The organism is Janthinobacterium psychrotolerans (assembly GCF_001677885.1).
Taxonomy (GTDB): Bacteria; Pseudomonadota; Gammaproteobacteria; order Burkholderiales; family Burkholderiaceae_D; genus Janthinobacterium; species Janthinobacterium psychrotolerans.
On sequence record NZ_LOCQ01000051.1, the window covers coordinates 95,804 to 109,709 of the forward strand.

13 protein-coding genes and 1 other RNA gene are annotated in these 13,906 nt (G+C 62.6%); 7 read left to right on the forward strand and 7 right to left on the reverse strand.

The genetic code is table 11. The annotated features are described in order from the left end of the window. Positions 1-2: 2 nt before the first annotated feature. Together ASR47_RS09410 and ASR47_RS09415 are read right to left on the reverse strand one after the other, a co-directional pair. The gene (locus ASR47_RS09410) at positions 3-749 is read right to left on the reverse strand and encodes a DUF4198 domain-containing protein (protein ID WP_065307513.1); all 747 of its coding nucleotides are present in this window, start codon (positions 747-749) and stop codon (positions 3-5) included. A gap of 44 nt (positions 750-793) precedes the next feature. Then, on the reverse strand, positions 794-3,040 hold the full coding sequence (locus ASR47_RS09415; protein ID WP_082988835.1) for a TonB-dependent siderophore receptor: 2,247 nt from the start codon (positions 3,038-3,040) through the stop codon (positions 794-796). A gap of 251 nt (positions 3,041-3,291) precedes the next feature. On the opposite strand from ASR47_RS09415, the gene ASR47_RS09420 reads away from it, so the two are divergent. Further along, positions 3,292-4,923 (forward strand): alpha-D-glucose phosphate-specific phosphoglucomutase, encoded by a 1,632-nt coding sequence (locus tag ASR47_RS09420; protein WP_065307514.1) that lies wholly within the window; start codon positions 3,292-3,294, stop codon positions 4,921-4,923. An 87-nt stretch (positions 4,924-5,010) separates the two neighbouring features. Here ASR47_RS09420 and ASR47_RS09425 read toward each other — a convergent pair whose 3' ends face one another. Together ASR47_RS09425 and ASR47_RS09430 are read right to left on the reverse strand one after the other, a co-directional pair. Continuing rightward, entirely contained in the window at positions 5,011-6,567 is a 1,557-nt protein-coding gene (locus ASR47_RS09425; protein WP_065307515.1) for a POT-type proton-dependent oligopeptide transporter, read from the reverse strand. A 100-nt stretch (positions 6,568-6,667) separates the two neighbouring features. After that, on the reverse strand, positions 6,668-7,216 hold the full coding sequence (locus ASR47_RS09430) for a GNAT family N-acetyltransferase (protein WP_065307516.1): 549 nt from the start codon (positions 7,214-7,216) through the stop codon (positions 6,668-6,670). Between the two features lie 99 nt (positions 7,217-7,315). Here ASR47_RS09430 and ASR47_RS09435 point away from each other — a divergent pair, with 99 nt between their 5' ends. After that, entirely contained in the window at positions 7,316-7,810 is a 495-nt protein-coding gene (locus ASR47_RS09435; RefSeq protein WP_065307517.1) for a PadR family transcriptional regulator, read from the forward strand. A 50-nt stretch (positions 7,811-7,860) separates the two neighbouring features. After that, complete coding sequence (locus tag ASR47_RS09440; RefSeq protein ID WP_065307596.1) at positions 7,861-9,054, forward strand: MFS transporter; 1,194 nt, start codon at positions 7,861-7,863, stop codon at positions 9,052-9,054. Here the strand turns inward: ASR47_RS09440 and ASR47_RS09445 are convergent. The 3 genes from ASR47_RS09445 to groES form a co-directional block, all read right to left on the reverse strand. Next, positions 9,051-9,542, reverse strand: coding sequence for a hypothetical protein (locus ASR47_RS09445; RefSeq protein WP_245714307.1), 492 nt, complete (start codon positions 9,540-9,542; stop codon positions 9,051-9,053). The genes ASR47_RS09440 and ASR47_RS09445 overlap by 4 nt on opposite strands. A gap of 183 nt (positions 9,543-9,725) precedes the next feature. After that, complete coding sequence (gene groL, locus ASR47_RS09450) at positions 9,726-11,375, reverse strand: chaperonin GroEL (protein WP_065307518.1); 1,650 nt, start codon at positions 11,373-11,375, stop codon at positions 9,726-9,728. A 52-nt stretch (positions 11,376-11,427) separates the two neighbouring features. Beyond that, positions 11,428-11,718, reverse strand: coding sequence for a co-chaperone GroES (groES, locus tag ASR47_RS09455; RefSeq protein ID WP_065307519.1), 291 nt, complete (start codon positions 11,716-11,718; stop codon positions 11,428-11,430). A gap of 500 nt (positions 11,719-12,218) precedes the next feature. Between groES and ASR47_RS09460 the strand changes: the two genes are divergently transcribed. The 4 genes from ASR47_RS09460 (at position 12,219) to ssrS (ending at position 13,901) form a co-directional block, all read left to right on the forward strand. Further along, on the forward strand, positions 12,219-12,953 hold the full coding sequence (locus ASR47_RS09460; RefSeq protein ID WP_065307520.1) for a hypothetical protein: 735 nt from the start codon (positions 12,219-12,221) through the stop codon (positions 12,951-12,953). A 119-nt stretch (positions 12,954-13,072) separates the two neighbouring features. Next, complete coding sequence (locus ASR47_RS09465; protein WP_065307521.1) at positions 13,073-13,336, forward strand: cell division protein ZapB; 264 nt, start codon at positions 13,073-13,075, stop codon at positions 13,334-13,336. Next, entirely contained in the window at positions 13,336-13,647 is a 312-nt protein-coding gene (locus ASR47_RS09470; RefSeq protein ID WP_065307522.1) for a cell division protein ZapA, read from the forward strand. Before ASR47_RS09465 ends, ASR47_RS09470 begins: the two co-directional genes overlap by 1 nt. Before the next feature lie 76 nt (positions 13,648-13,723). After that, positions 13,724-13,901: non-coding RNA, 6S RNA (ssrS, locus tag ASR47_RS09475), on the forward strand. The last annotated feature ends 5 nt before the right edge of the window (positions 13,902-13,906 follow it).

Genomic DNA, 13,906 nt, shown 5'->3' on the forward strand with positions numbered 1-13,906 from the left:
GATCAGCCGTGGTCCTTGCTTGGCGCCACCGGGGCCGGCGCCGGCAACGGCGCCACGCCTTGCGGCTGCACCAGGCTCAGGGTCGTGACGTAGCTGGCGTGGTCGTATTTCTTGCCATCGCGTTCACCGCCGGTCTTGTCTTCATGGTGCACTTCCAGCACATAGCCGCCCTGCCAGGGCAGCGGGAAGCTGACCAGGCCCTGCTCGTCGCTGTAGGCCTCGCGCATCCAGCCCGACTGCACCACGGCGCCGACCTTGGCCTTGGCCAGCGGCTTGCCCTGGTAGGTCACCTTGAACTGGCCCGGCGTGCCGGTCGGCAGCAGGTCCAGCGTCAGCGCTGGCGCTTGCGCGCTATGGTCGGCGACGATGCGCGCGGCCGGGGTCCAGATCGAGAACAGCACCTTGCCATCCTTCTTGCTTTCCCAGCCCGGATAGCTGTTTTCTTCGGCGATGATGGTTTCGCCCGGCGCCACCTTGCCGTTCAGCACGAAGGCGCCGGCCGTCTTGCTGGCCTGCAGCGGCTTTTTGGCGCCGGCCGCAATCCAGCTGACGTTTTTCAAGGTAAATTTGTCGAGCAGGCCGGGCGAGGCTTCGCGCAGGTTGTCGCCAAACTCGCCGAAGTAGATGCTGGCGGCCTGGCCGTTCTGTTCCAGCCAGATCTGGTGGGCGCCGGCCGTACCGGACAGCAGGGAGCCGCTGATCAGGGCAGTGGCGAGGGCGGACAGGCGCGCGATGGAGGTGATGGTCATGTGGTGGTTCCCGGGTGTAGTGTGGTGAATCGGAAGAGGCCGCATCAGTGCTGGTAGCGCAGGTTCAGCGCCACGCTGCGCGGTTCGCCGTAATAGCCGCCGCTATAGAAACCGACGCGGCGGAAATAGCTCTTGTCGAGCGCATTGTTGACGTTCATGGTGGCCGACAGTTGCGGGCTGATCTGGTAGCGCGCCATCAGGTTGAGCAGGGTGTAGCCGCCCTGGCTGACGCTGCCGCGCTTGCCGTCGGGCAGGGCGACGTTGGTGGCCCAGATCTTGTTCTGCACGCCGAGGCCGCCGCCGACGGTCAGGTCCTGCCAGTCGCCGGGCAGGCGCCAGGTCGTCGTCAGGCGCAGCATATTGGTCGGCTGGATGGTATTGGTGAGCACGCCCTTGGCGGTGCGCGTCTTGCCGTGCGTGTAGCCGGCGAACAATTGCATGCCGCGCAAGGGGCTGCCCGATACTTCCACTTCATAGCCCTTGCTGGTATTGCCCTTGCCGGTCGTTACGTACGGACGGCTGCCGTCCGGCAGGACAAAAGTGGGCGCGACCGACATGTCTTCCTCGCCCAGGTTGTCCTGTTTGGCCTGGTAGACGGCAAACGAGGCGTTCAGCGCGCCGTCGAACAGTTCGCTCTTGACGCCGCCTTCGACATTGCTGCCCGTAATCGGGTCGAGGAAGGCGTCGCTCTTGTCCTTCAGGTTTTGCGGCTTGAACAGGTCGGTGTAGCTGGCGTACAGCGAGGTGGTCTTGCTGACATCCCACACCAGGCCCGCATACGGCGTGACCACATCATCGGTTTGATAGGCCGCGCTGCGTTTGACGAACACCTTGCTGGTGTTGTAGCGGTCGCTGTACGTCTTCCAGCTGGAAACACGCGCGCCGGCCAGCACCTTGACGTTGTCGGCCAGGTTGATGCGGGTGGCGACAAAGGCGCCCGACTGCTTGGTGGTGGCGACGTCGCGCGCGCCGGTGCGCAGCATGGACGGTTCGGGCACGTCGCCATTCCAGTGGCGGAAATCAGGAATGATGCTGGAGAACGGCAGCGGGTCTTGCAGCTGAACCTCGTTGGTGGTGCCGGTGCGCTTCCAGCCGTTGACGCCCATCACCAGATCGTGCTGGCGGCCGAACAGCGCAAAGGTGCCGTTGGCGGACAGATCGAGATTGTCCTGTTTTTCATCGTAGGGAAAGCCGCCGCTCCACACGGCCAGGCCGGAACCGTCGTGGTTCGGGAAACCGTTGCCGCCGTAGAACAGCTTGCCGTTCGAGGAGCTGTCGAGGCGGCCATACGCGGCCTTGATCTTCCAGTCGTTGGCAAAGCGGTGGTCGAGGTAGACATAGCTGTTCTGGAACTCGCGCTCCCAGCTGCTCCATTTGGCCGCCATATTGAACGAGCGCGGCATGTTGGCCGGCGTGCCGTCGGCAAAAAACAGCGGTGTGGTGCCCCAGCTCGTGCCTTTCGGCGTGTTCTTCTGGTAGTCGATGCCGGCCGTCAGCATGGTGTCGGGCGTCAGATCCGCTTCGACCACCACCGCGCCGACCAGTTTGCGTTCCTTGTAGAAATCCATATACGAGTGGCGGTTCTGGCCGGCCACCACCAGGCGGCCGCGGATGCTGCCGTCGGCGTTCAGGGGGGTGCTGAGATCGCCTTCGAGGCGCACCTTGCTCCACGAGCCGACCGTCATGCCGGCCGAGGCGGCAAATTCCTTGCCGGGGCGCTTGTGCATCATGTTGATGGTGGCCGACGGATCGCCGTTGCCGCTGACCAGGCCCGTGGCGCCGCGCACGATTTCGATGCGGTCATAAATGGCCGTGTCGAACAATGCGTTGGCGCCCGAATTGACGGCCACGCCGTCGATCTGGTAATTGCCGATCGAAAAGCCGCGCGCGGCAAAGGTAGTGCGCTCGCTGTCGTTTTCCTGCACCGTCACGCCGGTCGACTGCACCAGCACGTCGGCCAGGCTGGTCAGGCCCATGTCGTCCATGCGCTGGCGCGTGACCACCGAAATCGACTGCGGCGTCTCGCGGATCGACAGGCCCATGCGCGTGGCGGTGGCCATTTCCCTGGTGGTGTAGGAGCCGGTGTGCTCGGTCGACGCCTTGTCCTGCTGGCCCAGCACCTTGATCTCGGCCATGGTAGTGTCCGCGGCGGGAGCTTCTTCAGCCAGCGCCATGCCGCTGGCGCCCAGGGCCATCAGGAGCAGGGCCGAGCGCACGGCGGCCGCCAGCGGGCGGGTGGCAAAAGGAGTGGTACCGGCACATCTGCCGTCCAGCGAGGGTGGTCGCGCCATGAAAAATCTTTCTTCTCGTCTGCCTGCCGTCAGGCGGCGGGCTGTTATCGGTATGGAAGGCTTGCTGGGCGTGGAGGCGCTGGCTGGCGTGGAATGATTAAATCTTAATGAGAACGATTCTTATTATATTTTAATGATGCGAAAGCTGCAAGGTTGCGATGCTGTTGGTGGCTTGCCGCACCGTGGCAAGCGTGCAACGCTTTGCCATCCTTGCCGCATGCGCTAGCATGGCGGCTTGATAAGGAGGCAAGATGGCAATTCAAGTGATCAATACGGCGCCGATCGCCGGCCAGCAGCCGGGTACCTCGGGCTTGCGCAAGAAGGTGGGCGTGTTCAGCGAACCGCAATACCTGGAAAATTTCGTGCAGAGCGTGTTCGACACCGTGGGCGACTGCCACGGGCAGACCCTGGTGCTCGGTGGCGATGGCCGCTATTACAACCGCACCGCGATCCAGACCGTGCTGCGCATGGCGGCCGCGCACGGCTACGCGCGCGTGCTGCTGGGCCGGGGCGGCATCCTGTCGACGCCGGCCGTCAGCTGCGTGATCCGCAAGCACGGCGCCAGCGGTGGCTTGATTTTGTCGGCCAGCCATAATCCGGGCGGCCCGGACGGCGACTTCGGCATCAAGTACAACATCGCCAACGGCGGCCCGGCGCCGGAAAAAATCACCGACGCCATCTTTGCCCGCACCAAAGAACTGAAGCAATACCGCATCAGCGACGCGCCCGATATCGACCTCGACACCCTTGGCGAAGTGCGCATCGAGCAGATGGTGGTCGAAGTGATCGACCCGGTCGCGCACTACGCCGAACTGATGCAGCAGCTGTTCGATTTCGACGCCATCGGCGCCCTGTTCGCGGGCGGCCTGCGCATCTGCTTTGACGGCATGCACGCCGTCTCCGGCCCGTATGCGACAGCCATCCTGGAAGACATGCTGGGCGCGCCGAAGGGCAGCGTCATCAACGGCCTGCCTTTGGCAGACTTCGGCGGCGGCCACCCGGACCCGAATCCGGTCAACGCACACGAACTGATCGCACGCATGTCGCAGGACGACGCGCCCGACTTTGGCGCCGCCTCCGACGGCGACGGCGACCGCAACATGATCGTCGGCCGGCGCTTCGACGTCACGCCTTCGGACAGCCTGGCCATCCTGGCCGCCAACGCCACCGTGGCGCCCGGCTACCGGGAAGGCTTGACAGGCATCGCCCGCTCCATGCCGACCTCGGGCGCGGCCGACCGCGTCGCCGCCGCGCTGGGCATTCCCTGCTTTGAAACGCCGACCGGCTGGAAATTCTTCGGCAACCTGCTCGACGCCGACATGGCAACGTTATGCGGCGAAGAAAGCTACGGCACCGGCTCGAACCATGTACGCGAAAAAGACGGCTTGTGGGCCGTGCTGTTCTGGCTCAACCTGCTGGCCGCCAAGCAGCAGTCGGTGGAAGAAATCGTGCGCGCGCACTGGGCCACGTATGGCCGCAATTACTATTCGCGCCACGACTACGAGGGCATCGACAGCGCCGCCGCCGCGCAACTGATGGACGCCGTGCGCGGCCAGCTGGCCGGCTTGCCGGGCCGGCAGCTGGGGCAGTACACGGTAGCGCTGGCCGACGACTTCAGCTATACCGATCCGGTCGACGGCTCGGTGTCGTACAAGCAGGGCATCCGCATCATCATGACGGACGGCTCGCGCATCGTGCTGCGCCTGTCGGGCACCGGCACCGAGGGCGCCACGCTGCGCCTGTACCTGGAGCGCTATGAGGCCGACCCGGCCCAGCACGGCATTCCGACCCAGCAGGCGCTGGGAGGATTGATCGCGATCGCCGGGCAGCTGGCGCAGATCAGCGAGCGCACCGGGCGCGACGCGCCGACGGTGACGACGTAAAAAAAGGCGCACCATGTGCGCCCTTTCTTGTTGCCGCCGCGTAGGTCGGATTAGCGTGGCGCCGCCACGCGTCATCCGACGGCCTTGTCAGGCCTTGCGGTAGTTGTCGACCATCTTGTAGTTCTTCGCATACAGGCCGAAGGCCAGCATGGCCACGGCGGCAAAGGCGGCGAAGAAGAACATCTGGAAGGCCGTCACGCTGATGCCGCTTTCGGAAATCTTGCTGATCACGCCCGGGTTCATGACGCTCTTGTTGACGATCAGCACCCACAGATTGCCGACCGTGGTCGACAGGTTCCAGAAGCTCATGATGGCGCCTTTCATCGACGCCGGCGCCTGGCTGTAGGCAAACTCCAGGCCGGTGGCCGACACCAGCACTTCACCGAGGGTCAGCAGCGCGTACGGCAGGATCTGCCAGAAGATCGATACCGAATTGCCGCTGTCGAGCGACAGTTGGAGCATGCCGATCACCACCCACGACAGCGAGGAAAAGCCGATGCCGGCCGTCATGCGGCGCAGCGCCGTCGGCTGCCAGCCGAAGCGCTGCAGCGAAGGGTAGAGCACCAGATTGTTGAACGGGATCAAGAGCATCACCAGCAGCGGATTCAAGGCCTGCATCTGCGATGGCAGGAAGTTTTCCGGGCGTGTCATCGATTCGGCCTGCACGATCCAGGTCGAGGCTTTCTGGTCGAACAGCGAGAAGAACGGCGTGACCAGGGCAAAGATGACGAGGATGCGCAGTACGGCACGCACGCCTTCGACGGCTTCGTCGGGATGCGCGCCGCGTGCGCGTTCGAGTTGCATGGCCGTGCCGATGCTGCCGAACGCGAGCAGCAGCACCAGCGCCAGGCAGGCCGAAATGACGAAACCGAGGTCGGGCATGCGGTAGAACGCGTAAATTGCGCCGAGCACGCCGAAGCAGGCCACATACAGGCCTGGCCGCGAACCGCCGTCGACCTGCGCCAGCAGCGCGGTACGCGCCACGCGCGTGAACGAATGCGGATTCGGCGGCGCCGGCGGCACATGCACATATTTCTTGCTGCCCATCCAGAAGACGATGGTGGCGGCCAGCATCATGATGCCGGGAATGCCGAAGGCGACGGCCGGGCCGTAGTCACGCAGGAACATCGGCATCAGCCAGGAAGCAAAGAACGAGCCGAAGTTGATGATCCAGTAAAACAGTTCGAAGACCACCTTGGCCTTGTGCTTGTTGGTCTGATCGAACTGGTCGCCCACAAAAGAAGCCACCAAGGGCTTGATGCCGCCCGAGCCGAAGGCGATCAGGAACAGGCCGAAGTAGAAGCCCTTGACGTTGTTTTCAAAAATCGCCAGCGAAGCGTGGCCGGCGCAGTAGACCAGGCTGAGCCACAAGATGGTGTTGTATTTGCCAAAAAAACGGTCGGCCAGCCAGCCGCCCAGCAGCGGGAAGAAATACACGCCGATGACGAACGTATGGAACACATGCTTGGCTTCGCCCGTGCGCTGCTCGGCCGGAAGTTGCAGCAGCAAGGTACTGATCAGGAATACGGTCAGAATGTTGCGCATGCCATAAAAGCTGAAGCGCTCGCAGCCTTCGTTGGCGATGATGTAAGGAATCTGCCGCGGCATCTTGCCGGTGGCGGTTTGTGTCTCGGCCGTTGACATTGGCTCTCCCAAGTAGTTTTTTTGTAAGCCGCGATGCTAAAGCCTGCCGCGTTTGCTGGCAACAGAAAAAACGGCTCCTGCGCTATTTCGCAGGGATTTGTTAAGTTTTGATTTTCAGAAAGACACTGTTTTGTGGCGCCGTCGCGGCGGACACGGCAGGGCGCGGCAGGGCCAATTGCATCTGCAGCATCGCGGCTTGCGGCGCGGCACCGTCGAGCACGAAACCGCAGGACAGATAGAGCGTCAGGGCCGCAGCGTTGTCGTGCGCCACGGCCAGCCGCACGGTGGCCAGCTCGGCGATGGTGCCAGCGTGTTCGACCGCCGCCTGCACCAGCTGCCGGCCCAGGCCGTGGCCGCGCGCCTGCGGCGCCACATACACGCCCCACAGGCTGGCTTTGTCATGCACCACGGCAATTGTCTCGCGGCGCAGGCCGGCCATGGCGATCAACTGTGTATCATCAAAAATGCCAAATATTATTTGGAATCGGGTGGGCTGCAGGCGCTGGCGCATCTGCGCCATCGACACGCTGCTTTCCAGCGCATGCGTGGTGCAGAAGGCGGCCGGCAGTTCGGCGATGGCGGCCAGGCGCAGCGCGCGATAGGCGGGCGCGTCGTCGGGGTTGAGTGGGCGGACAGAAAGCTCAGGCATGGCGATCAGTATCGGGGCTTGTGACGTGAAAGTAAACCTTGCGCTGTGGCCGGTGTTTGCATAAGATATATCTTATTGCGATATATCTTAAGGATAGCCATGTCTCCCCTGATGCGCCATGCCCCTGCCCAGCCGCCGGCCGCCGGCCGCGGCCCGAAAATGTTTGACGCCGGCACCTTGCGCTACCTGGTGCTGCAGCTGATCGCCGACCAGCCGCGCCACGGCTACGACATCATCAAGGCGATTGCCCGGCGCGCCGGCGGCGGCTACGCGCCGAGTCCGGGCGCCATCTACCCGCTGATGCATGGCCTGGTCGGGCAGGGCCATGTGGCCGTCAGCCTGGATGGCAACAAGAAGCTGCACAGCATCACGCCCGCAGGGCTGGCTTTTCTCGACGCCAACCGCGCCTATGTCGACGCCATTGCCGCCCGCGTCGGCGATGGCGTCGACAGGGATGACGATTTGCGTAAGCTGATGCATGAACTCAAGGCCGTGGTGATCGCGCAATCGCGCGACGAGCCGGGCCAGGCCCGGCTGGAATCGATCCGCGCCATCCTGCGCCAGGCGCGCCACGCTGTCGAGGCGCTGGCGTGAAGGCCGCCGTCCATCCGGTGGCTGTGCTCGATCCCGCGCGCGAACGCTGGATGCTGTGGCTGCTGGCGTTGACGCAATTTACCGTCATCATGGATTTCATGGTAATGATGCCGCTGGCGCCGCAGCTGATGCAGGCCTTTCATATCGGCCCGGCCGCCGTGTCGGGCGCGGTCTCGGCCTATGCCTGGTGCGCCGGGCTGTCGGGCTTGCTGGCGGCCACCTATATCGACCGTTACGACCGCAAGCGCCTGCTGCTGACCATGTTCTGCCTGTTTACGGTGTCGAACCTGGCCTGCGCGCTGGCGCCGAATTTCCATGTGCTGCTGTGGTCGCGCGCGTTTGCCGGCCTGACCGGCGGCGTGCTGGGCGCCATCGTGATGGCCATTATCGGCGACGTGATTCCGGCCGGGCGGCGTGGCGCGGCGACCGGCATCGTCATGACCTCGTTTGCCATGGCGGCCGTGGGCGGCGTGCCGATCGGCGTGGTGCTGGCCGCGCATTTCGGCTGGGCCTCGCCATTCTTCCTGCTGGTCGTCTTGTCGCTGCTGGTCTGGCTGGGCGCTGCGCGCGTGCTGCCGTCGCTTACCGCCCACCTGGCCGCCACGCCCGTGCCGCTGCGCGAGGTGTTGCCGAATCTGCTGGCGCTGTTGCGCGAACCGCGCCATGTGCAGGCGTTTGCCTTGTCAGTGGTCAATATGACGGCAGGCATGCTGCTGATCCCGTTTGTGTCGCCCATGCTGGTGGGCAACCAGGGCCTGGCGCCGCTGGACGTGACCTGGGTCTATCTGGCGGGCGGCTGCGCCACCCTGGTGACGGCGCGCATGGTGGGGCGCTGGGCCGACCGCGCCGGCAAGCAGACGGTGTATCGCTGGATGGCGCTGTTTTCCATCGTGCCGATGCTGCTGATCACGCATTTGCCGCAGCTGCCCTTGCTGGCGCTGATGCTGGTGTTTCCGCTGTTTATGGTCTTCGTTTCCGGCCGCACCATACCGCTGCAGGCGCTGCTGACGACCATCCCCGCGCCACACAAGCGCGGCGCTTTCCTGAGCGCCAATTCGGCGCTGCAAAGCGTGGGCAATGGCCTTGGGGCCTGGCTTGGCGGCCTGACCCTGCAGACGGACGCGGCCGGCCATATCAGCGGCTACGGCATCAATGGCTGGCTGGCGGCGGGTTTGTCGCTGCTGACGGTGTGGTGGGCGGCGCGCGTCAGTGGTGCGGCGCCAGCATTGCCCCTGAAAGCCTAGTTCGGCACGCGTTTCATGGGCGCGCTTTCCTTGCGCCAGCGCTCCAGGCTCAGCAAATCGCCTTCGACCATGTCTTCGACCAGGATGCGCTTGCCGTCCGGCGTGACGAGAAAGCTTTCCCAGCGATGCGCCGCATCGGGGCCGTTCTCGAAAAAACTCAGTTGAAAATACGCCTGGCCGTCGACCAGGCGCTGCTCCGGCGTTGTTTCCATCACGGCGCCGTGCGACTTTCCGCCCGAGGCTTTTTCGATATGCGCCGACCAGGCGCGGATTTCCGGCAGCGCCAGCAGCGCGTTGACGGCCTTGTCCTCCGGCTGAGCGCCGGCGGTGTCCTGCGTGGCGTGGCCTGCCGAAGGCGGCTGGTACACATAATAAGCGCCCAGTGCGGCGGCCAGCAGGCCTGCCAGGATGCCGGCGGTAATGGCGGTTTTGGAAGACGAGGCGCGTGGCGGCATGGTGGCGTGCGGAAGGTGGATGATGGCGGCCATGCTAAAGCAAAATGCGGGCGCGGGCAATCGCCCGTTGACGGCAGAAAATGGGCGAAAAAAAGCCACCTTCCTTGGAAGATGGCTCTAGGGTTGCCGCGGATAAAAGAGCAGCTTTTGGCCTGCCCGCTATCGTGCGGCGATGCGGCCCGGCGACGCCGTCGCCTGCGCGCCGGGCCGCAGGGCTTACATCATGCCGTCCATGCCACCCATGCCGCCCATGCCACCCATGCCGCCGCCCATGCCGCCGCCTGCTTTGTCGTCAGCGATTTCGCAGACCATGCAGTCGGTTGTCAGCATCAGGGAAGCGATCGAAGCGGCGTTTTGCAGCGCCGAGCGGGTCACTTTGGCTGGATCCAGCACACCCATTTCGACCATGTCGCCATAGGTGCCGTTGGCAGCGTTGTAGCCGTAGTTGCCCGAGCCAGCCAGTACGGCTGCCACGACGACCGACGCTTCTTCGCCGGCGTTTTGCACGATCATGCGCAGTGGCTCTTCCATGGCGCGCAGGACGATCTTGATGCCTGCGTCCTGGTCCGGGTTGTCGCCCTTGACCGTGATGTTGGCGCGTGCGCGCAGCAGGGCTACGCCGCCGCCTGGCACGATGCCTTCTTCGACGGCAGCGCGGGTCGCGTGCAGTGCATCTTCAACGCGGGCTTTTTTCTCTTTCATTTCGACTTCGGTGGCTGCGCCAACCTTGATCACGGCAACACCGCCGGCCAGTTTGGCCACGCGCTCTTGCAGTTTTTCACGGTCGTAGTCCGAGGTCGCTTCTTCGATCTGTACACGCACTTGTTTTACGCGTGCTTCGATCGATGCAGCTTCGCCGGCGCCATCGATGACGATGGTGTTTTCCTTGCCCACTTCGATGCGCTTGGCCTGGCCCAGCTCTTCGAGCGTGACTTTTTCCAGCGTCAGGCCGACTTCTTCGGCGATTACCTGGCCGCCGGTCAGGACAGCGATGTCTTCCAGCATGGCTTTGCGGCGGTCGCCGAAGCCAGGTGCTTTCACTGCGCAGGTTTTCAGGATGCCGCGGATGTTGTTGACCACCAGGGTGGCCAGCGCTTCGCCTTCGATGTCTTCGGCGATGATCAGCAGTGGGCGGCCAGCTTTGGCCACTTGTTCCAGTACCGGCAGCAGGTCACGGATGTTCGAGATTTTCTTGTCGCACAGCAGGACGAATGGATTGTCCAGGATGGCAACTTGTTTCTCTTGATTGTTGACGAAGTACGGCGACAGGTAGCCGCGGTCGAACTGCATGCCTTCCACGATGTCGAGCTCGTCGTTCAGCGACTTGCCGTCTTCCACGGTGATGACGCCTTCCTTGCCGACTTTTTCCATCGCTTCAGCGATGCGCTCGCCGATCGAGTAGTCCGAGTTGGCCGAGATCGCGCCAACCTGGGCGATTTCCTTGGTGGTGGTGCAAGGACGGGCGATTTTCGCCAGTTCTTCCACGGTCGCGGCGACAGCCTTGTCGATGCCGCGCTTCAGGTCCATCGGGTTCATGCCGGCGGCAACGAACTTCATGCCTTCGCGCACGATGGCTTGTGCCAGCACGGTGGCGGTGGTGGTGCCGTCACCGGCGTTGTCGCTGGTGCGGGAAGCAACTTCCTTGACCATTTGCGCGCCCATGTTCATGAGCTTGTCTTTGAGTTCGACTTCTTTCGCTACCGAAACACCATCCTTGGTGACGGTAGGGGCGCCGAACGAGCGCTCCAGGACCACGTTGCGGCCTTTCGGGCCCAGGGTCACTTTGACTGCGTTGGCGAGAATGTTTACGCCTTCGACCATCTTGGCGCGCGCTGCGTCGCCGAATACTACTTCTTTAGCTGCCATGTTCAATTCTCCAGAAATTTCGGAATAGATCTATTTAAAACGTGGAAACGAATTACTGAACGACGATCGCCATGATGTCTTCTTCGCGCATGACCATCAGTTCCTGGCCATCGACCTTGACGGTCTGGCCGGCGTATTTGCCGAACAGCACGCGGTCGCCCACTTTGACATCCAGAGGACGGACTTTGCCGTCGTCGAGAATCTTGCCATTGCCTACGGCAAGGACTTCGCCTTGATCCGGTTTTTCAGCAGCTGCATCAGGAATGATGAGGCCGGACGCAGTCTTGGTTTCCTGGTCGAGGCGTTTGACGATGACGCGATCGTTCAATGGGCGCAGATTCATACAAAACTCCTTAAAGTTCAATGGATAAGTGTTGCTCGATCCTCGCCAGCCCGGCATGCGCCAGGCCCGCTGTCGACCGACCGCCGTATCACGACGGCATGCAACGAATCAAGCAAACCCCGTTCGTCCCGTGCCTGCCCGCGTCTGGCGGAAGTGCGCCGCGGTGTCGCCCACCGCGCGTACTTCTTGCCGGACAGCAGGCAAGCATCGGTCTGTCATGAGGATTGCTACGAAAGAGTTTGTTAGCACTCTCTACTAACGAGTGCTAATTATAGGGACGGCAAGTGGCTTATTCAAGGGGAACATATAGATACACGATCCGCGCAGGCGGCATAGTGACAGGGTTTTGCGCTGGCGCAAGCCGCTTGCCCGGGCGTCAGCGGCGGAGGCGACTCTAGCACGGTTGAGCTGGCACCGTGGTTTCTGTACACACAGGAAACATTGCATTGCGATCAAATTTGCTAAGATGATCGGTATCGCTTATCAAACACTTCACTATTATGCCTAGCCTGTTTTCCCGTCATGCCATTTGCCTGTCCTTCGCCGCCTTCGGTTTGGCCTTTTCCGCCAGTGCCGCTGCGCAAACCTTTCTCGACGAACTGACGGTGGTGAACCTGTCGCCGCGGGACAAGGAGGCGCTGATGTGGGAACTGTTCAACGATTTGAACAAGGATGACGACGACCAGGAAGCGCATGTGTGGGAAAGCGACGACGAGGCAGCGACCATGCAGGCCGTCTACAGCTTCAGCAATTCTGGCATGACCGAGCAGAGCCTGAAGGCGCATGTGTGCCGCGACCTGAAATTCGTCGTCACGGCCGGCGGCAAGACGCAGGACCTGAGCCGTCGCACCTGCTCGCAAAACAGCGGGCGCTGGGATATCCAGGGCAAGGATGCGCCGCCCGTCACCTATCCGCCGTTCCTGTCCGACGTGACGGTGGCCAAGTTGAACGCGAAAGAAAAAAAGGATTTGCTCAACGCGGCCGTGCGCACCCTGAAAGACGAGGAAGATGGCAAGACCAGGCAGTGGCGCAACCAGGGCATGGGCAACACCGTGCCCTTGCGCGTGAGCCTGACGCCGTCCGACACCGGAACCAGGCCCGGCAGTTTTACCACGTGCCGCGACCTGACGATGGTATTCGATGGCAGGAACGGCAAGCAGGAACTGCGCCGCCGTTCCTGCGAAAACCGCTATGGCGCGCTGGACATCGAACCGGACTACAAGGAAGACCGTTAGGTCACCGATGATGATAAAAAGCTCCTATTTCCGGTTAACTACACGGCATTGATGTAATTATGTGTGACAGCAACGCGATTCGATTGACGCCTGAGTGACGTCCGCCCTATAGTGGCGGCATGATTTCCGAATTCAACGAATTATCCGACAAAATCGGCCTGCTGGCCGAAATGACCCATGCGCTGCGTCGTGAAAACGCGCAACTGCGCAAGGACAATGCCGCCCTTGCCGCCGAGAATGCGCAGTATGTGCAGCGCATGCGCGAGGCGCAGGAGCGGGTCGAGGCGCTGCTGGAAAAAATTCCGGAGCTGGTGCAGGCCGGCCTGGAGCAGGCGGCCTCCGAAGCCATGGCCCATGCGGCCGAGAACGGGAAGGAAGCGTAATGGCGCGTGTCGATGTCAATATCATGGGCCAGTCCTACAGCATGGTCTGCCGCGAAGGCGAGGAACGTGCGCTGCGCGAAGCGGCCATCTATCTGGACAGCAAGATGAAGGCCATCCGCGATGCGGGCAAGGTCAAGGGCAATGACCGCATCGCCGTGCTGGCGGCGCTGGGCGTGGCGGCGGAGTTCCTGTCCGTCAAGTCACCGCAAGGACCGTTGTCGGAGCTGACCATCATGGAAGTGAAGCAAAAAATCTCGGCCATGCATATGGTCCTCGACAGCGCGCTGACGCCCCAGGAAAACCTTTTTTAAGCAGCTTTTAAGTGCCGGGGCCGCATGTTCTGTACGAATTTGCTTTGCGATGTGCGGACTAAGGAGTAAACTTCTGGCTACCCTGCGGTGTTCGCGATTGCCATATATTCCTTGAACCATTTATGCGCATCGGTTGCGAATTTTGTTTGATGGGAGTGAGCGTCGCTCGTTCGACGAACCCGAAATTGAACTAACGTGACCACCTTGAACCGTTTGGTTCGGGATGCCGGCATAGCGGCACAGGCGGGGCCTCATGCAG

Excerpts from the sequence above, each read along its gene's own strand:
- ASR47_RS09410 (WP_065307513.1), bottom strand. The coding sequence starts at position 749 with ATGACCATCACCTCCATCGCGCGCCTGTCCGCCCTCGCCACTGCCCTG.
- ASR47_RS09460 (WP_065307520.1), top strand. The coding sequence starts at position 12,219 with ATGCCTAGCCTGTTTTCCCGTCATGCCATTTGCCTGTCCTTCGCCGCC.
- groES (WP_065307519.1), bottom strand. The coding sequence starts at position 11,718 with ATGAATCTGCGCCCATTGAACGATCGCGTCATCGTCAAACGCCTCGAC.
- ASR47_RS09440 (WP_065307596.1), top strand. The coding sequence starts at position 7,861 with ATGCTGTGGCTGCTGGCGTTGACGCAATTTACCGTCATCATGGATTTC.
- groL (WP_065307518.1), bottom strand. The coding sequence starts at position 11,375 with ATGGCAGCTAAAGAAGTAGTATTCGGCGACGCAGCGCGCGCCAAGATG.
- ASR47_RS09425 (WP_065307515.1), bottom strand. The coding sequence starts at position 6,567 with ATGTCAACGGCCGAGACACAAACCGCCACCGGCAAGATGCCGCGGCAG.
- ASR47_RS09435 (WP_065307517.1), top strand. The coding sequence starts at position 7,316 with ATGTCTCCCCTGATGCGCCATGCCCCTGCCCAGCCGCCGGCCGCCGGC.
- ASR47_RS09430 (WP_065307516.1), bottom strand. The coding sequence starts at position 7,216 with ATGCCTGAGCTTTCTGTCCGCCCACTCAACCCCGACGACGCGCCCGCC.
- ASR47_RS09415 (WP_082988835.1), bottom strand. The coding sequence starts at position 3,040 with ATGGCGCGACCACCCTCGCTGGACGGCAGATGTGCCGGTACCACTCCT.
- ASR47_RS09470 (WP_065307522.1), top strand. The coding sequence starts at position 13,336 with ATGGCGCGTGTCGATGTCAATATCATGGGCCAGTCCTACAGCATGGTC.
- ASR47_RS09465 (WP_065307521.1), top strand. The coding sequence starts at position 13,073 with ATGATTTCCGAATTCAACGAATTATCCGACAAAATCGGCCTGCTGGCC.
- ASR47_RS09420 (WP_065307514.1), top strand. The coding sequence starts at position 3,292 with ATGGCAATTCAAGTGATCAATACGGCGCCGATCGCCGGCCAGCAGCCG.
- ASR47_RS09445 (WP_245714307.1), bottom strand. The coding sequence starts at position 9,542 with ATGGCCGCCATCATCCACCTTCCGCACGCCACCATGCCGCCACGCGCC.